This window comes from Enterobacter sp. JS8-1 (genome assembly GCF_049187015.1).
Lineage (GTDB): Bacteria > Pseudomonadota > Gammaproteobacteria > Enterobacterales > Enterobacteriaceae > Enterobacter > Enterobacter mori.
Window position 1 is genome coordinate 904,029 of sequence record NZ_CP185805.1, and the last position, 20,220, is coordinate 924,248.

General features: G+C 57.2%; 5 protein-coding genes. 4 read left to right on the plus strand and 1 reads right to left on the minus strand.

Annotated elements, in window-relative coordinates:
• Window positions 1-98: 98 nt before the first annotated feature.
• Together ACOQH0_RS04305 and ACOQH0_RS04310 are read left to right on the plus strand one after the other, a co-directional pair.
• Window positions 99-16,310 carry an Ig-like domain-containing protein gene (locus ACOQH0_RS04305; RefSeq protein WP_421511615.1) on the plus strand — a complete coding sequence of 5,404 codons (16,212 nt, stop codon included), beginning with the start codon at window positions 99-101 and terminating at the stop codon, window positions 16,308-16,310.
• Window positions 16,311-16,502: 192 nt separating this feature from the next.
• Complete coding sequence (locus ACOQH0_RS04310; RefSeq protein WP_421511616.1) at window positions 16,503-17,342, plus strand: OmpA family protein; 840 nt, start codon at window positions 16,503-16,505, stop codon at window positions 17,340-17,342.
• 91 nt (window positions 17,343-17,433) lie between these two features.
• Here the strand turns inward: ACOQH0_RS04310 and ACOQH0_RS04315 are convergent, their stop codons facing one another.
• Window positions 17,434-18,129, minus strand: coding sequence for a helix-turn-helix transcriptional regulator (locus tag ACOQH0_RS04315; RefSeq protein WP_256460066.1), 696 nt, complete (start codon window positions 18,127-18,129; stop codon window positions 17,434-17,436).
• A gap of 488 nt (window positions 18,130-18,617) precedes the next feature.
• Here ACOQH0_RS04315 and ACOQH0_RS04320 point away from each other — a divergent pair, with 488 nt between their 5' ends.
• Both ACOQH0_RS04320 and ACOQH0_RS04325 read left to right on the plus strand, forming a co-directional pair.
• On the plus strand, window positions 18,618-19,757 hold the full coding sequence (locus ACOQH0_RS04320; RefSeq protein WP_100167202.1) for a polysaccharide export protein: 1,140 nt from the start codon (window positions 18,618-18,620) through the stop codon (window positions 19,755-19,757).
• A gap of 2 nt (window positions 19,758-19,759) precedes the next feature.
• Window positions 19,760-20,209 (plus strand): protein tyrosine phosphatase, encoded by a 450-nt coding sequence (locus ACOQH0_RS04325; RefSeq protein ID WP_089598152.1) that lies wholly within the window; start codon window positions 19,760-19,762, stop codon window positions 20,207-20,209.
• The last annotated feature ends 11 nt before the right edge of the window (window positions 20,210-20,220 follow it).

Genomic DNA, 20,220 nt, shown 5'->3' on the forward strand with positions numbered 1-20,220 from the left:
ATGTATGGAAGACATAAGTGCAAAGCAGTAAAGGATGTAATCACAGAAGTGCTTATATGTCCTTAATTTAGCGAGTGAAATTCACCAAGGACTTTTATATGACGGAAAGTAAAGTCATTTTAGCAGTGAACAGCGGAGACGGAAAAACTCGGTTGTTGACAGCGGACGCAGGCCGGACGGTTAAGATAAAGCTGATCGCCGGCAATAAGTATCTGCTGAAGAACGTCAATGACGACTTCGCACCAGAAAATATTACCCTTCAACGTGTAGGTAAAGCATTACATATTATTCAGGAAGGGGACACACAGCCTAGCATCATCATTGAGGATTACTTCGATGGTGATAAAAATAACCCAACGCTGATGGGGATGGCAGAAGATGGACTTCTGTATGCCTATATTCCCGTGTCAGGCGAAAGCTACGATACTGGCTATCTCCTTGCGGATGGCAGCATGTCTCCGGTTGCTCTGGGCGGCGATCCGTTAGGTGCTGCTGGCCCAATTCTGACGGCCCCTGATGACGACAACGACATGCTGTTCGGCATGCTGGGATGGTTTGCGCTTGCGGCGGCGGGCGTAGGGGCGGCTTTTGCGCTGTCCGAACTCGATGACGAAGATGGCGACAAGCACGCGACACCTGAAAAGCCGAGCATTGGCCAGACAATTGATGATGAAGGCTCTATCAAAGGCCCTCTGAAATCAGGTGACGTGACCGATGACACCAAACCGTCTTTGACGGGGAAAGGAAATCCGGGCGATACCATCCATATCATCGATAATGATAAGGAAATCGGGTCTGTCATCGTCGATGATGAAGGCGAATGGAGCTATACGCCAGACAAACCGCTGAGCGACGGCGAACATGACCTCTCCGTTGTGGTTGAAGATCCTGACGGAAACAAAAGCCCACCTTCTGACCCGATCACCATCGTTGTAGATACCGTTGCGCCAGATGCGCCAACGATTGAACACATCATGGATAAGGTGGGTAAAGTCACCGGCGAAATTCTTGACGACACCTACACCGACGATCCAAAACCGGAAATGAGCGGCACCGGTGAAGCGGGCGCGACGATTACTATTTACGATAACGGTAAAAAGATCGGCGAAACCACGGTCAACGACGATGGACGTTGGTATTTCAAACCTTCCGAAAATCTGGCGGACGGCAACCACAGCATTACGGTCAGCCAGACGGATAAAGCGGGCAACGTCAGCAAGCCTTCAGATGAACGTGAATTCATTGTTCTGACCGAACCTCCAGGGAAAGCAGAAACGCCTGAAGTTAATGACAATACGGGTCCGGTAACGGGTCCACTTAAGCCAGGCGACGTGACTGATGACAGCAAGCCGTCCTTCAGTGGTGAAGGCACGCCGGGCAATACCATCGTTATCAAAGATAACGATAAAGAGATCGGCTCGGTTATCGTCGACGACGAAGGGAAATGGACTTACACGCCTGAGAAAGATCTCAGCGAGGGTGAGCACAATGTTGAGGTGATTGAGGAAGATCCGCTGGGTAATGTCGGCGAGCCTTCCGATCCTATCCAGATCATTGTTGACACTACGCCGCCAGCAAAACCGGATATGGTTGATGCTGAGGATAATACCGGTCCGATTACCGGTCAGCTGAAAGGCGGTGACGTCACTGACGAAACGCGTCCGGTATTCAGCGGTAAAGGTGAACCTGGCGATACCGTGACCATTTATGATGGTGACGAGGTTCTGGGCTCTACCGTCATTGACGATGAAGGCAACTGGACGCTGACACCAGAGAAACCGCTGGGCGAAGGCGACCACAGCATCACCGTTACGCAAACGGATAAGGCGGGCAACACCAGCGATCCCTCGGAAGCGCTGGAGTTTGAAGTTGACACTACCGCGCCTGATGCTTCAGCAAATGTTCTGAAAATTACTGCCGTAGCGGATGACGTGGGCGATCGTCAGGGCAACGTTGCCAGCGGTGAAATCACCGATGACAGCAAACCGCTCATTAGCGGTATCGGCGAAGCAGGCAACACCGTATTCGTCTACACCACCGACTCATCCGGTAAACACCTGATTGGTTCAGCGGTTGTGGGCAGCGATGGTACCTGGAGCCTGACGCCATCAACCCCGCTGACGGAAGGTCTGAACAAGCTGACCCTGGAGACGCAGGATCCGGCGGGTAACCGCGTTGCGGGCGATGCGCCGTCTTACGACATCAATCTGCTGATCCCAGTCAGCACCAATCCGTCCATCAACAGCGTGGTGGACAACTCAGAGCCGCACGTTGGACCGCTGCAGAAAGGCGAATCCACCAACGACACCACCCCGACCCTGAGCGGCAGCGCTGCGCCGGGCGACACCGTGGCTATTCTCGACAACGGTAAAGTGATTGGCTCCGTCACCGCGGACAGCAACGGCAAGTGGACGTTCACGCCGGACACCGCGCTGGCTGACGGCAAGCACACCTTTACCGTCACCGCGACCGACGCGGCAGGCAACGCGCGCACCAGCGGCAGCTTCCCGATTGTTATCGACACCACGGCACCGGCTCCGGCGGACAATATCATCCTTGATGATAACGTGGGCGACAAACAAGGCCCGGTAGGCGAGGGTGACACCACCGACGACCAGTCTCCAACCCTGAGCGGCGAAGCCGAGCCGGGCAGCGTTGTTGATATCTACGACAACGACGAGAAGATTGGCTCCGTTATTGTTGATGACGAAGGCAAATGGACCTATACGCCGGACAAACCGCTGGATAAAGGTGACCATGAGCTCACCACCACGGTCACCGATCCGTCAGGTAACACCAGTGAACCGTCTCCGGGCATCTCCTTCACCGTCGATCCGGATCCAAACCAGGTCACCGTAGGTGAAGTGGTGGACGATCAGGGCCCGATCGTGGGTAACCTGAAGCCAGGCAACGTGACGGATGATGTGCGTCCGGAACTGGGCGGTAAAGGCAAGCCAGGCAGCACCGTGACCATCAAAGATGGCGACGACGTTCTGGGCTCCACCGTTGTAGATCCGGATGGCAACTGGACGTTCACGCCAGATCAGGATCTGGCTGACGGCGATCACAGCCTGACCGTGGTGTCCAAAGATCCGGCGGGTAACGAGGTGACCTCACCGTCCTTCGATATCACCGTCGATGCGACCGCACCGGAAAAACCAGTGCTGGGATCTGCAACGGATGACGTGGGCACTATCCGCGGCGATCTGAGCAATGGCAGCACCACCGACGACGCGAACCCAACCTTCAACGGTTCCGCAGAGCCGGGCAGCCGTGTCGATATTTACGACAATGGTGAGCATATCGGTTCGACGGTTGCTGATGATAAAGGCGCATGGCAGTTTACGCCGACCACGCCGCTGCCAGAGGGTGAGCACCATATCACCACCACCGCAACGGATGAAGCGGGCAACACCAGCCCTGAGTCTGATGATTTTGTGCTGGTGACGGACTATACGCCACCTGCGGCAACCAGCGATGTACTGAACATTACCTCCGTGATGGATGACGTCGGCGGCCGTCAGGGTAATATCGCCAGCGGCGAGGTTACCGACGACAGCAAGCCGGTTATCAACGGTATCGGCGAAGCGGGCAGCACCGTATTCGTCTACAGCACGGATGCAAACGGCAAACACCTGCTGGGCTCAGCCGTGGTTGATAGCGAAGGCAACTGGACGCTGGCGCTGGATACTCCGCTGGTGGAAGGGCTGAATAAGCTGACGCTCGAAACTCAGGACGCAGTAGGCAACCGTGTTGCGGGTGAAGCACCGTCTTACGACATTACCGTTCTGATCCCGGTCAGCACCGAGCCGTCCATCAACAGCGTGGTGGACAACTCAGAGCCGCACGTTGGTCCGCTGCAGAAAGGCGAATCCACCAACGACACCACCCCGACCCTGAGCGGCAGCGCTGCGCCGGGCGACACCGTGTCTATTCTCGACAACGGTAAAGTGATTGGTTCCGTCACCGCGGACAGCAACGGCAAGTGGACGTTCACGCCGGACACCGCGCTGGCTGACGGCAAGCACACCTTCACCGTCACCGCGACCGACGCGGCAGGCAACGCGCGCACCAGCGGCAGCTTCCCGATTGTTATCGACACCACGGCACCGGCTCCGGCGGACAATATCATCCTTGATGATAACGTGGGCGACAAACAGGGACCGGTAGGTGAGGGTGACACCACCGACGACCAGTCTCCAACCCTGAGCGGCGAAGCCGAGCCGGGCAGCGTTGTTGATATCTACGACAACGACGAGAAGATTGGCTCCGTTATCGTTGATGACGAAGGCAAATGGACCTATACGCCGGACAAACCGCTGGATAAAGGTGACCATGAACTCACCACCACGGTCACCGATCCGTCAGGTAACACCAGTGAACCGTCTCCGGGCATCTCCTTCACCGTCGATCCGGATCCAAACCAGGTCACCGTAGGTGAAGTGGTGGACGATCAGGGCCCGATCGTGGGTAACCTGAAGCCAGGCAACGTGACCGATGATGCGCGTCCGGAACTGGGCGGTAAAGGCAAGCCAGGCAGCACCGTGACCATTAAAGATGGCGACGACGTTCTGGGCTCTACCGTTGTAGATCCGGATGGCAACTGGACGTTCACCCCAGATCAGGATCTTGCTGAGGGCGACCACAGCCTGACCGTAGTGTCCAAAGACCCGGCGGGTAACGACGTTACGTCTCCAGCCTTCGATATCACGGTAGATACCGTGGCACCGGAAAAACCGGTCGTGGGCCTTGCGACAGATGACGTGGGCTCCAGCCGTGGCGATCTCAGCAGCGGCAGCACCACCGATGACGCGAACCCAACCTTCAAAGGTTCCGCAGAGCCGGGCAGCCGTGTTGATATTTATGACAACGGCGAGCTGATTGGCTCTACTGTTGTGGATGAGAATGGTGGCTGGCAGTTCACGCCAACCACAGCGCTGCCGGAAGGCGAGCACCATATCACCACTACCGCAACCGATGAGGCGGGTAACACCAGTCCGGAATCAGATGACTTTGTGCTGATCACCGACTATACCGCGCCAGACGCCAGTAAAGTGGTTATCACCGAAGTCTACGACGACGTGAAAGCGTCAGGCGTGGTGGCTTCCGGCGGGGAAACCGACGATAACCGTCCGCTGATCAAGGGTACCGGCGCAGAGCCAGGCAACACCATCACCGTGTACAACGGCGACAAGGTGATTGGCACCGCGAAGGTACAGGCAGACGGCACCTGGTCCCTCGAACCGACCACCCCGCTGCCGGACGGCAAATACACCCTGACGGCGAAAGAGACCGACAGCGTGGGCAACGTCTCCGGCCCGTCCGCGGAATACGTCATCAACGTGGCCACCGTGCCGCCGCAGGCGCCGACGCTGGACACCGTGTATGACGACGTGGCACCGCACGCCGACTACCTGCAGAAGGGCGACGTCACCAACGACACCACCCCGACCCTGAGCGGCAGCAGCGGCGTGATCGGCGGCACCATCAGCATCTACGATAACGGTCGCCTGATTGGCACCGCCACCGTGGGCAGCAACGGCAGCTGGAGCTTCACGCCGGATACGGCGCTGGCTGACGGCAACCACAGCTTCACCGCCACCGTCACCGACGGCGTGGGACGCACCAGTGAGCCAACCGGCGGCTTCGGTATCGTGGTGGATACAAAAGCACCGGACGCGGCCTCTGACCTGCTGGTCACCGACAACGTCGGCGCCTACCAGGGCCCGGTCGTGAGCGGCGACACCACCGATGACAACACCCCGACCCTGAGCGGCAAGGCCGAGCCGGGCAGCACGGTGAACATCATCGACAACGGCCAGGTTATCGGCTCCACGAAGGTGAACCCGGACGGTACCTGGAGCTTCACCCCGGATCAGGCGCTCTCCAACGGCGAGCATGACCTGACCACCACCGTGACCGATCCGTCAGGCAACACCGGACCGGAAGGCTCGCACGTGGTCATCACCGTTGACGTGGTCCCGGGCAAGGTGGAAATCACCGGCGTGACCGACGACGTCGGCAGCGTGACCGGCAGCCTGTCCCAGAACGCGGTCACCGACGATACCCGTCCGCAGATCAGCGGCACGGCGAAGGCGGGCAGCACCGTGACCATCATGGACGGCAGCAACGTGCTGGGCACCACCACCGCGGGCGCGGACGGCACCTGGAGCTTCACGCCGAGCGTGGATCTGGGTCGCGGCGAGCACAGCTTCACCGCCACGGCGAAGGATCCGATGGGCAACGAGTCAAGCAGCAGCAGCTGGACCGTGACCATCGATACCGATGCGCCGGTGAAACCGACCATCGACGCGGCGCTGGACGACGTGGGCACCGTACAGGGCGCCCTGTCTAACGGCAGCAGCACCGACGACCCGACGCCGACCCTGAGCGGCAAGGCGGAAGCGGGCAGCACCGTGAAGATCTACGATCAGAACGGCCTGCTGGGCGAAGTGACGGCGAAAGCCGACGGCACCTGGAGCTTCTCACCGGTCGCGAAACTGCCGGAAGGCGAGCACCGCTTCCACGTGACGGCGACGGACAAGGCGGGCAACACCAGCCAGGATTCGGACGACTTCGTGCTGACCCTGGACTACACCGCCCCGGATGCCAGCAAGCTGGCTATTACCGAAGTCTACGACGACGTGAAAGCGTCAGGCGTGGTGGCTTCCGGCGGGGAAACTGACGATAACCGTCCGCTGATCAAGGGTACCGGCGCAGAGCCAGGCAACACCATCACCGTGTACAACGGCGACAAGGTGATTGGCACCGCGAAGGTACAGGCAGACGGCACCTGGTCCCTCGAACCGACCACCCCGCTGCCGGACGGCAAATACACCCTGACGGCGAAAGAGACCGACGGCGTGGGCAACGTCTCCGGCCCGTCCGCGGAATACGTCATCAACGTGGCCACCGTGCCGCCGCAGGCGCCGACGCTGGACACCGTGTATGACGACGTGGCACCGCACGCCGACTACCTGCAGAAGGGCGACGTCACCAACGACACCACCCCGACCCTGAGCGGCAGCAGCGGCGTGATCGGCGGCACCATCAGCATCTACGATAACGGTCGCCTGATTGGCACCGCCACCGTGGGCAGCAACGGCAGCTGGAGCTTCACGCCGGATACGGCGCTGGCTGACGGCAACCACAGCTTCACCGCCACCGTCACCGACGGCGTGGGACGCACCAGTGAGCCAACCGGCGGCTTCGGTATCGTGGTGGATACAAAAGCACCGGACGCGGCCTCTGACCTGCTGGTCACCGACAACGTCGGCGCCTACCAGGGCCCGGTCGTGAGCGGCGACACCACCGATGACAACACCCCGACCCTGAGCGGCAAGGCCGAGCCGGGCAGCACGGTGAACATCATCGACAACGGCCAGGTTATCGGCTCCACGAAGGTGAACCCGGACGGTACCTGGAGCTTCACCCCGGATCAGGCGCTCTCCAACGGCGAGCATGACCTGACCACCACCGTGACCGATCCGTCAGGCAACACCGGACCGGAAGGCTCGCACGTGGTCATCACCGTTGACGTGGTCCCGGGCAAGGTGGAAATCACCGGCGTGACCGACGACGTCGGCAGCGTGACCGGCAGCCTGTCCCAGAACGCGGTCACCGACGATACCCGTCCGCAGATCAGCGGCACGGCGAAGGCGGGCAGCACCGTGACCATCATGGACGGCAGCAACGTGCTGGGCACCACCACCGCGGGCGCGGACGGCACCTGGAGCTTCACGCCGAGCGTGGATCTGGGTCGCGGCGAGCACAGCTTCACCGCCACGGCGAAGGATCCGATGGGCAACGAGTCAAGCAGCAGCAGCTGGACCGTGACCATCGATACCGATGCGCCGGTGAAACCGACCATCGACGCGGCGCTGGACGACGTGGGCACCGTACAGGGCGCCCTGTCTAACGGCAGCAGCACCGACGACCCGACGCCGACCCTGAGCGGCAAGGCGGAAGCGGGCAGCACCGTGAAGATCTACGATCAGAACGGCCTGCTGGGCGAAGTGACGGCGAAAGCCGACGGCACCTGGAGCTTCTCACCGGTCGCGAAACTGCCGGAAGGCGAGCACCGCTTCCACGTGACGGCGACGGACAAGGCGGGCAACACCAGCCAGGATTCGGACGACTTCGTGCTGACCCTGGACTACACCGCCCCGGATGCCAGCAAGCTGGCTATTACCGAAGTCTACGACGACGTGAAAGCGTCAGGCGTGGTGGCTTCCGGCGGGGAAACTGACGATAACCGTCCGCTGATCAAGGGTACCGGCGCAGAGCCAGGCAACACCATCACCGTGTACAACGGCGACAAGGTGATTGGCACCGCGAAGGTACAGGCAGACGGCACCTGGTCCCTCGAACCGACCACCCCGCTGCCGGACGGCAAATACACCCTGACGGCGAAAGAGACCGACGGCGTGGGCAACGTCTCCGGCCCGTCCGCGGAATACGTCATCAACGTGGCCACCGTGCCGCCGCAGGCGCCGACGCTGGACACCGTGTATGACGACGTGGCACCGCACGCCGACTACCTGCAGAAGGGCGACGTCACCAACGACACCACCCCGACCCTGAGCGGCAGCAGCGGCGTGATCGGCGGCACCATCAGCATCTACGATAACGGTCGCCTGATTGGCACCGCCACCGTGGGCAGCAACGGCAGCTGGAGCTTCACGCCGGATACGGCGCTGGCTGACGGCAACCACAGCTTCACCGCCACCGTCACCGACGGCGTGGGACGCACCAGTGAGCCAACCGGCGGCTTCGGTATCGTGGTGGATACAAAAGCACCGGACGCGGCCTCTGACCTGCTGGTCACCGACAACGTCGGCGCCTACCAGGGCCCGGTCGTGAGCGGCGACACCACCGATGACAACACCCCGACCCTGAGCGGCAAGGCCGAGCCGGGCAGCACGGTGAACATCATCGACAACGGCCAGGTTATCGGCTCCACGAAGGTGAACCCGGACGGTACCTGGAGCTTCACCCCGGATCAGGCGCTCTCCAACGGCGAGCACGACCTGACCACCACCGTGACCGATCCGTCAGGCAACACCGGACCGGAAGGCTCACACGTGGTCATCACCGTTGACGTGGTCCCGGGCAAGGTGGAAATCACCGGCGTGACCGACGACGTCGGCAGCGTGACCGGCAGCCTGTCCCAGAACGCGGTCACCGACGATACCCGTCCGCAAATAAGCGGCACGGCGAAGGCGGGCAGCACCGTAACCATCATGGACGGCAGCAACGTGCTGGGCACCACCACCGCGGGCGCGGACGGTACCTGGAGCTTCACGCCGAGCGTGGATCTGGGTCGCGGCGAGCACAGCTTCACCGCCACGGCGAAGGATCCGATGGGCAACGAGTCAAGCAGCAGCAGCTGGACCGTGACCATCGATACCGATGCGCCGGTGAAACCGACCATCGACGCGGCGCTGGACGACGTGGGCACCGTACAGGGCACCCTGTCTAACGGCAGCAGCACCGACGACCCGACGCCAACCCTGAGTGGCAAGGCGGAAGCGGGCAGCACCGTGAAGATCTACGATCAGAACGGCCTGCTGGGCGAAGTGACGGCGAAAGCCGACGGCACCTGGAGCTTCTCACCGACGGCGAAACTGCCGGAAGGCGAGCACCGCTTCCACGTGACGGCGACGGACAAGGCGGGTAATACCAGCGCAGCGTCCGACGATTTCGTGCTGAACCTGGACTACACCGCACCGGATGCAAGCAAAGTGAGCATCACTGACGTGGTGGATGACTTTGGTTCTGTGACCGGCTCCGTGACGTCAGGCGGTAAGACTGACGATAACACGCCGCTGATCAAAGGCACCGGCGCGGAAGCGGGCAACACCATCACCGTGTACAACGGCGACAAGGTGATTGGCACCGCCAAAGTGCAGGCAGACGGCACCTGGGAACTGCAAGTCACCAAGGCGCTGCCTGACGGCACCTATAACCTGACGGTTAAAGAGACCGACAGCGTGGGTAACACCACGGCGGCTTCACCGGAATACATTATTCAGATCGATGCAGGCGGTCAGCCGCTGCCACCGACCCTGAGCAGTGTCGAAGATGACGTCGCGCCGCATACCGGTCCATTGCAGAAGGATGCGACAACCAACGACAACACCCTGCTTCTGACCGGTACTGCGGAAGCCAACGTGACGGTTCGCATTTACGGCGGCCCGAACGGCACCACCTTACTGGGTGAAACGCAGGCTGATGCCCAGGGCAAATGGAGCTTCAACACGCCGAAACTGGCGGACGGTGTTCATACGTTTGTGGCGGAAGCCATTAACGACATCGGACAGGTGAGCCCGCAAACCGGCGGATTCCCGGTCACGGTGGATACCAGCGCGCCGGGTGAAGTCACTGGCTTCATCGTTAGCGATAACGAAGGTCCGAAGACTGGCGTATTGTCCAATGGCGACACCACTGACGATGCGACGCCGACCATCAGCGGTAAAGCAGAGCCTGGCAGCGTTGTTCACGTCTACGTGAACGGTCAGGAAAACGGCACCGCGGTGGCAGATGCTAACGGTAACTGGACCTACACCACCGGTTCACTGGCGGATGGGGAATACACCTTCACCGCGCGCGCTGAGGATTCAGCGGGCAACCTGGGTGCAGAAAATGCTGGCGTCACCGTCACGCTTGATACCTCCAGCGTACCGGTCACTATCGTTCGCGTGATGGACGATAAAGGCACCGTAACTGGCGAACTGAAGGCCAATGACGTGACTGACGATGCCCGTCCGGACATTATCGGTAAGGCGAAAGCAGGCAGCATCGTGACCATCAAAGATGGCAGCGTGGTGCTGGGCACCGTGACGGCAGATGCCAGCGGTAACTGGACATTCACTCCAACCAGCGATCTGGGCGATGGCGTACATAACATTACGGCGACCGCTAAAGATCTGACCGGTAAAGAGGATACCTCCAGCACCTTCAGCTTCGAAATTGACAGTAAAGCACCGAATCGTCCGAGCATTGATTACGCGGAAGATCAGGTGGGTACCGTTAAGGACGACCTGAACAGCAACGACGTGACTGACGATCCACAGCCAATCCTGCACGGTACGGCCGAAGCGAACAGCACCGTCAACATCTACTCCGTTGATGGCACGCTGTTGGGTTCAGTCACCGCGAACAGCAGCGGCGCGTGGAACTTCAAGCCGGGCAGTAAGTTGCCAGAAGGGAAAAACACCTTCTATGTGACGGCGACGGATAAAGCCGGAAACGTCAGCGACAAGTCTGCGGACTTCGTGCTGACCACCGACTACACCGCGCCGGATGCGAGCAAAGTGACCATTGATTCCGTTACGGATAACGTGGGGAACGTTCAGGGGATTGTTGCGGATGGCGGCGTTCTGGATGATTCACGTCCGGTGATCCGCGGCTCTGGTGCTGAAGTGGGCAACGTCATTACGGTCTACACCACCGATAAAGACGGCAACACGAAGGTACTGGGTACCACCACGGTTGATCAGAACGGCAAATGGGAACTGACGCCATCTGAGTCTCTGTACGGTGACTCCATCAACAAACTGACCGTGACGGAAACCGATCGGGTTGGCAACGTGGCGAAACCGGCTGACAGCTATGACGTCATTATGTCCGATACCCCGGATGCACCAGCGATCGTTAACGTTCTGGACGATACCGGCACAACCGTTATCAACCTGGCCAACAATGCGTTGACCAAAGACGATACGCCGACCCTGAACGGGACTGCGGACGGTGCTGCGGGCGATACGATCACCATCTACAACGGCAGTCAGGTTGTAGGTAAAACAACGCTGAACAGCGATGGCACCTGGAGCTTCACGGCATCTCCGGCACTGGCTGACGGTAGCTACACCTTTACGGTGACCAATACCAACAGCGCGGGTCAGGAGAGCGATCGCAGCGGTTCGTTCACGGTAACCATTGATTCAACAGCACCGAATCCGGTTTCTGGCCTGCAGGTGTCTGACGATCAGGGTGCCTGGAAAGGTCAGTTGACCGAGGGCATGACCACGGACGACAACAAACCGACCTTCACCGGTAAAGCGGAGCAGGGCAGCACGGTCACTATCTATGATAATGGCCAGGCGATCGGTTCAGTCACCGTCACCAACCCTGACGGTAGCTGGCAGTTCACCCCGTCCACGCCGCTGGTTGATGGCGAACACCAGTTCGCGACTCAGGTAACGGATCCGGCGGGTAACAGCAGTGCGATCGTTGACGATATCACCGTTAACGTCTCCACGGGCGCAAGCTATCTGCAGCTGCTGCAGGTGGTGGATGATGTCCAGGAAGCGGGTGGTTCTCGCGTACTTCGCGATGGTGAAGTCACGAACGATAGCCAGGTACAGCTGGTCGGTAAGGCGACGGCAGGCAGCACCATTATCATCACCGATGTCGGTGGCGTTCAGCTGGGTACCGTGAAAGCGGATGCCAATGGTAACTGGGAATTCACGCCGATGAGTAGCCTGAGCGATGGCGCGCATACCCTGCGCATCACCGGGACCGATCCGTCGAATAACCCGCTCACGCCGATCGACTTCGATCTGGTTGTGGACACGGTTGCGCCTGTCGCACCGGTTATTACCAACGTGCTGGACGATGTGGATCCGGTTCAGGGTTCCGTTGCTCACGGCAAGCCGACCAACGACACCACGCCGGAAATTACCGGTACGGCAGAGAAGGGCAGCACGGTGAATGTGTACCATCAGGTGGATGCGACAACCCGCATTCTGCTGGGTACCGCCGTGGCCGATAGCACAACGGGTCAGTGGACGCTGCAAATCAGCGACGCGAACAAGCTGGCTGAAGGCACCTGGAATCTTGTTGCAACCTCCACGGATGCAGCAGGCAACGTCAGTACGCCAGGCAACACCTGGACGATTGTTGTCGATACCACCGTGTCTGACGCGGTTATCAACATCAGCTCGATCTCGGAAGACCGTGGTGCTTCAGACACTGACTTCATCACCAGCGATAACACGCTGTTGATTAACGGTGAGCTGAACAAAGCCCTGCAGGCGGACGAGTGGGTTGAGATTAGCCTCGACAACGGTGTGACCTGGACGCGTGCCTCAACGGTAACCGGCACATCCTGGACTGTGGATATGCAGAGCACGCCGCTGAACGATGGTGCGTACACCATTCAGGCTCGCGTGGTGGATAACGCCGGTAACGTCGGCAGCACCGATTCTCAGGCGCTGCAGGTGGCATCGGGCGGCAGTGACATGAACGGTCTGTCTACGACAACCAAAGTGACTACCGATACCAGCCATGGTCTGACGACCGGGGATCACTTCAGTCATGCCGCAACGGCGACGAACGGCGACATGGTCACCCGTGACCGTACCGTCACCCTTAGCGGTAACCTGAGCGCGGCGCTGCAGGCTGGCGAACATCTGCAGATCTCTCTGGATAACGGAAAGACCTGGAAAACGCTGGCACTCAACGGCCAGAGCTGGAGCTATGAACTGCCGGAAGCAACGGCAAGCACCACCCACAGCTTCAAGCTGCAGGTGATTGACGTTGCGGGCAACCCGGGTACGAACACGAAGTTTGCGGATAGCTACAACGTGGTCATCGATCTGGATTCGCCTGATGCCATCACGATGGCGCCGGATGTGCCTCAGCACACCAGCACGGGAGATTCGTTCACCTTCTCCAGCGGTCAGTATGGTCGCGTTGAAGCGGGTGCGATTGTTTCTCTGGTGAGCGACGTCAACAGCAACGGCACCTATCAGGAAGGCCTGGATCAGATCATTGGCTTCGCGAAAGCAAACGCCGACGGCTCCTGGACCCTGAATACGACCCTGCCTGCGGGCGCGCATAACCTGGCCTTTGTGGTCTGGGACGAGGCGGGCAACCGCTCAAGCATGAGCGCAAGCACCAGCACGGGCGTCACTGAAGGTGGCGGTAGTACGCTGATTGAACAGACCTGGGGCGGAACGACGGACTCTGACGGTCGTGGACTGAACGCCGCAGCGGTCACCATCAGCCAGGACGGTTTGTGGTCGTTCTTCCAGAGTGCCCGTGGCACGTCAGGAACGACAACCGCTAACGCCGGACGTGTGTATGATTCCGTGACGCGTGAAGACTACGATTCAACGTATCTTGCGCAGCCGTCAACCAGCAACGGATCTGATTACAACGTCGACGACCCGTCCTACAGCCGCTACATCAACTCGGCAACCTTTGCGGACATTAACCGCGATGGTTACACCGACGTGATGTCGCAGGTCAGTAGCTACGGAAACGCAGGTCGTACCGCTTACTGGCTGCAAAACGCGGACGGTAGCTACTCGGCGAAAGCGTTGGATCAGGGAAGCCTGAACCACCTGGGCGGCGTGATCGCCTATGACCGTGAAGGTGATGGCTATCTGGACTTCGTGCTGGCTGACTCCGAAGCGGACTCCATCTCCTTCGTTAAGAATGAGCAGGGCACGCTGAGTTACGAGGACAATTCCGGCTTCTCTGACGGTCACCCTGGCGGGGCTCTGCCATCGGCGATGAGCGTGCTGCACGAAGTGGGTGCTGTGGACATCGATAACAACGGTACCGTAGATATTACGGCGCATATCGACTACAACGGCGCGGGCTCCTATGCGGGTAACACCTCGCGTGGTCTGGGTATTATCTATAACCAGACGACCGGCACATCGGAGACAAACTTCGGCGAAGTTGGCTACTACGCGAACGTGTTCCGCAACGACGGTCACGAGGACTACGGCAACCGTTCAATCTCCATGACCTATGGCGATTACAACAACGATGGTTGGCTGGATCTGTTCCTGAGCCGTGGCTCGAAAGGCGGCGCGAACAGCGATGAGAGCCGCATTTACCTCAACGATGGTACCGGTAAGCTCAACGCAACCGACAGCCAGGCCCAGTGGTTTGGTGACAGCCTAGACGGTGGCACCTCGCTGGCGGTGGACTGGAACCACGACGGTAAGATGGACATTATCGAAGTCCCTCGCTCTGACGTGAACGGTGCGCCAATGTTGTATACCAATACGGGAAGCAACAACTGGGGTACCAACAAGGTCAGCCTGACGGGTAACACAATGTTCAACAACCTGACCGGTGCCGTGGCGCTTGACTACGACTGGGACGGTTCGATGGACCTGGTGCTGTACCGTTCGGGTGCAGATGCCAACGTGGTGGCAAGTGACGACGCGGGCCGCACGATGCTGGTGAAAAACACCAATATCGCGGCGGACGGTACCAGCCTGCAGATCCGTATTGTTGACGGTAACGGCATCAATACCTTCTACAGCAACACCGTGAAGCTCTATAACTCGGCGGGCGAGCTTGTCGCTACCCAGCTGATTAACCCGCAGTCCTCCGGCTCCAGCAACAGTATGGGTCTGGTGAGCTTCTTCGGACTGGATCCGAACGAAGTTTACTCCGTGCAGATGCTGCGTATTACCGACGGTAAAGCGGATCACATTGGCGCAACGGGCAGCATTGGCGGTTACACCAACGGTACGGTGAATGAGAACTGGGGCGGCCTGACAACAGGTAAAGCCCACGACTCCTACGTGCTGACGGCGGAAAGCGGCAGTGCCGCGAACAACACCTCAGGCAACAGCGGGATCATCGGTACGGGCTATAACGATACCTTCTTCGGTTCGGCGGGTAACGACACCTACAACGGTGGCGGCGGCTGGAACCAGATTGTGAGCGGCAAGCCAGTCTGGAGTGAAACTGCGGGTATGGACGTTGTTGACTACAGCCGTTCTACCAGTGCGGTTAACGCCAACCTGTGGACAGGTACTGCAACCGGTAACGGCACCGATAAGCTCCTCAGCATTGAGGGACTGGTCGGGTCAAACCAGCAGGATACCTTCACGGATAACTCCGCGAACAACCTGTTCGACGGTCGTGGTGGCAATGATGCCTTCTACCTGGTCAACGGCGGTAACGACACGCTGATGTACAAGGTGCTGGCAGGAATGTCTAACGACGGTACCGGCGGCAACGGCCACGACACGATCCACGGCTTCAAGGTGGGTAATCTGGTGAAAGACAGTGATGCAGATCTGCTCGATATGAGCGAGCTGCTTGACTACAAGGGCTCTGTCTCCTTCTTCGAGGACGATGGAAAACTGGAGCTGGATTACTCCTCTCGCGGCGTGCTTGATTACGTCAAGGTGGAGGTTGTCGGAAGCGATACCGTGATCAGTATCGACCGTGACGGTCAGGGCGGACAACATGGCTTCACGCAGGTTGTCACACTGGCTGACGTTCAAACCGATCTGGTTACGCTGCTGCAGAATAACCAAATAATGATGTAACCCAGTAAAACCCGCCATCTTCGGATGGCGGGCTTTCTGCGCATATCTGAAGTAATACGATTAATCACTGGGTGAATCAGGAATTTGAAAATGAAAATAACCCCTCGGAATTTTAAAAAAATAAACCTGGCGTTCTGTGTCGCTGCTGCATTAAGTGCATTTATGGCCAACCCCGCTTATTCAGCTGAAAATGTGGAAAAGGCCATTGATTTACCGGTAGTGATCAAACCGACGCCAAAAAATACGGCACCGCAACCTTATCGTCCGGTGGCGGGCGTGACGCCTGAACTGGCACAGGTTGTCGTCTATTACCCACAGGGCACAGTTCCTGCAGCGGTCTATGTTGACCGCGAGCTGCAGTCCGTGTTGTTACCAGGGCAGTTTACCGTCCTGTGTGCGGCACCGGGCGCGCACACGGTGGAGTCATTCTTCAACGATCACCCGACGTACCAGGGCAAGCAAAACCCTCAGCAACAGTTGAGCACCGAAAGCGCGCAGACCTATTTTATTCAGGTTAATCCGGGCACTGCGGGCAATACAGCGGCGCTGGAGGAACGTTCGCGTGCGGAAACGCTTCTGAAAAATATGCACAAGCAGACCAAAATTATTAACCGTGCATCTCAGGTCAAACCCTGTGATTACGTTAATAACACCGGCGTAGTGCTCATTCAGGAACAGGTGCTGTTCCGCTTTGCGGCGAGCAACTCGGCGGGAATTTTTGCGGAATCTCGTAAGAAGCTGGATGACGTGGTGAAGTTTATCCGTCAGGCGAATAACGTTCGTGAGATCCAGATCGTGGGCTATACCGATGCGATTGGTAGCCGTGAGGCCAACCAGCGTCTGTCTGAAGCACGTGCGAATACCGTTCGTTCGTTGCTGATCGAGAAAGGGATCAAGCCAGAGATGATCAACAACACCGTTGGTCAGGGCGTGGCGCAGAGCGCTGAAGGCTGCGGTACAAATGCCAGCCAGCAGGCGGCAGGCTGTAACGTTAACAGCCGTCGTGTGGAAATTTTAGTGAAAAGCCACTAAGCCGCGTGTATGACTAAAATACGGATCGCAGAGATGCTATCCGTATTTTTTTATTGGTATATCAAAGGGAAAGGTTCTGAAAAAAGAGGTGTCATGCAAACTGTGGTTCGTGGGTTTTGATCTTCGCATTGGTGTACTGCTTTTTCTTTTCTCTGATTATGTCATGCTCAATTGACGCTTTAATGATCTCGCCGCAGGAGTATATTTTCTTTAAAGAGTTAAAGCCCAGCTGTTTCATTATGTTGTTGGTGTACGTATAGGTGGTTTTGGGCTTAATGTTGTGCACGATACTGATATCATCAATGGAATAACCCGCAATCATCAGCTTTAACACACAGAACTCCATATGCGTCAGTTCGATGTATTTCTTGATAATCTTGTTTTTGCTTGGGTGGCGCTGCGTATGCATTTTTTTTATGATCTCATCGTTCGTGAGATTGTTGATATTCACAAGGCGATGCTTGTAATGAGAGCAAATGCAAGAAAATAGCTCCGGAAAAATATCCGAGTGATAAGCAATAATGATTTCTGAAATGGCTGCATTATTTGTTTTTCTACGTAGGGAAATCAACCAGTGGAAATAAACAATATTGCTGTATATGGAATCAGGTAAAACCAGGTACAACGTATAAAAAGACCCTCTCCTGATCTCCTTCGCCCAGGCAAACAAGTTTCTTTGGTCATCAAACGAGATAATTTTCTCTTTACTGAATGTACCGGATAGCAAGTGACTCAGGCCGATGTTACTGAAGTTACATCGGGATAAAATAACTCTGGAGGTATCCATGGGTATTCCTTTAGTGAACTATACCCGTCATACTTCAAGTTGCCTGTGCGTTGGCTTTTCTCGCTCACCTCAGTCACGTACTTATGTACGCTCCTGGGGATTCGCTGCGTCGCCGCCTTCATGCAACTCGAATTATTTAGGCTATAAAATGGCAAAAAGTCCATCTTCGTAATCTTTGCATACCGACAGACAGGTATTACGGTATGAATATATTTATATTCTACACGATATAAATAAACGCTTAATTGAGAAGACTCCCTCACTAAATGGGAATTGTTTACCTGTGTCGCACGGTTTTCCTTTTAGACATTAATGTAAGAATGCGAGGTTTTCAACCAGGAATATTCCACGTATGCAGGACAGATAAAACGGGGAGCGTTATAATTTCATCAGTTATGATTCACGTGTATTACTCCTCGTTAGCGACGTTTTGTGTGATGGAAAATTAAAAGGGAATGTCATTGTTCAGAGGTGACATTGAGAAAAGCATGAAGAAAATTTCAGTTCTGTTTATTTTAACCTCTATTATTTTGCTTGCAGGCTGCCAGATTGCACCGGGCAGCCATATTGATACGTCCGGGAAAAACATTGTTCAGGCACAGGATGATAAAACGCTCAACGACGTCGATATCAATGTTTATCCCGTTACGCCAGCCCTGATCGAGCGGCTGCGTGAAAACGTGATGGTTGCGCAGGGTAATGCCGAGCTGAACAAGCGTCTGGACGCGTATGAGTACCGTATTGGCGTGGGCGATATCATTATGGTGACGGTGTGGGAACACCCGGAGCTCACCACGCCGTCAGGCCAGTATCGCAGCGCCAGCGACACCGGCAACTGGGTACATTCGGACGGGACCATTTTTTATCCTTACATCGGCAAAATTGCCGTGAAGGACAAAACGGTGACCGAAGTGAGGGAGATGATCACCGAGCATCTGGCTAAATATATTGAATCCCCGCAGGTCGATGTGGGGATCGCCGCATTCCGCTCGCAAAAAGTGACGGTCTCAGGCGAGGTGAATCAATCCGGCCAGCAACCTATCACCAACGTGCCGCTGACCATTATTGATGCGGTAAACCAGGCGGGCGGGCTGACCGAGAATGCAGACTGGGGCAACGTGGTATTAACCCAGGGCGGTAAGAAGTCGAAGGTCTCCCTGCAGGCGCTCATGCAGTATGGGGATTTGCAGCAAAATAAACTGCTCTACCCTGGCGATATTCTCTATATCCCGCGTAATGACGACTTAAAAGTCTTTGTTATGGGGGATGTCGTCAAGCAAACCACCATGAAAATGGATCGTTCCGGCATGACGCTGACAGAAGCGCTGGGGAATGCTGAAGGAATCAATCAAATGACAAGCGATGCCAGCGGCATATTTGTCATTCGCTCTGAGGCGAAACCTGATGCAGAAGCGGGGAAACAAGCGGCTATTTATCAGCTCGACGCGCGTGATGCCACCGCGCTGGTATTAGGCACGGAATTTAAGCTTAAACCATACGATATTGTCTATGTCACGACGGCGCCGGTTGCACGCTGGAACAGGGTGATTAACCAGTTAATGCCAACCATTAATGGTATCTACAGCCTGACGGAAACCACGCGTTTTGTCAGAAACTGGGGTAACTAATCGTGTATGGGCGATATACCTCCATCCTGGTCGTCTGCACCGGCAATATCTGTCGTTCCCCGGCGGGGGAACGGATTTTGCGTTCGCGCTTACCCGGCATGAGGGTGGACTCTGCCGGTATTTCAGCGTTAACAGGGGAACCGGCGGATCCCGTCATGCGGCAGTCGGCCAGCAAACAGGGTTTTTCTTTAGAGGGCCATCTTGCCCGACAGCTTACGCCTGCTATGTGCCGCGAATACGATCTGATCCTGACCATGGATAAGCATCATATTGAAGCGGTTACACAACTGGCGATGGAAGCCCGGGGTAAGACCTTTTTATTCGGATATTGGCTCCAGCAACTGGAAATTTCAGATCCTTATCGCCGGGGAGCTGAAATATCCGACATCATTTTCAAACAACTTTTTTCCGCTGCCGAAGAATGGGTCAAGGTTTTCCAGCAGGTTAAATAATCAAGGCTGAT

What these genes read in the sequence shown, in the direction of transcription:
- ACOQH0_RS04320 (WP_100167202.1), top strand. Translation starts at nt 18,618, where the DNA reads ATGAAGAAAATTTCAGTTCTGTTTATTTTAACCTCTATTATTTTGCTT.
- ACOQH0_RS04305 (WP_421511615.1), top strand. Translation starts at nt 99, where the DNA reads ATGACGGAAAGTAAAGTCATTTTAGCAGTGAACAGCGGAGACGGAAAA.
- ACOQH0_RS04315 (WP_256460066.1), bottom strand. Translation starts at nt 18,129, where the DNA reads ATGGATACCTCCAGAGTTATTTTATCCCGATGTAACTTCAGTAACATC.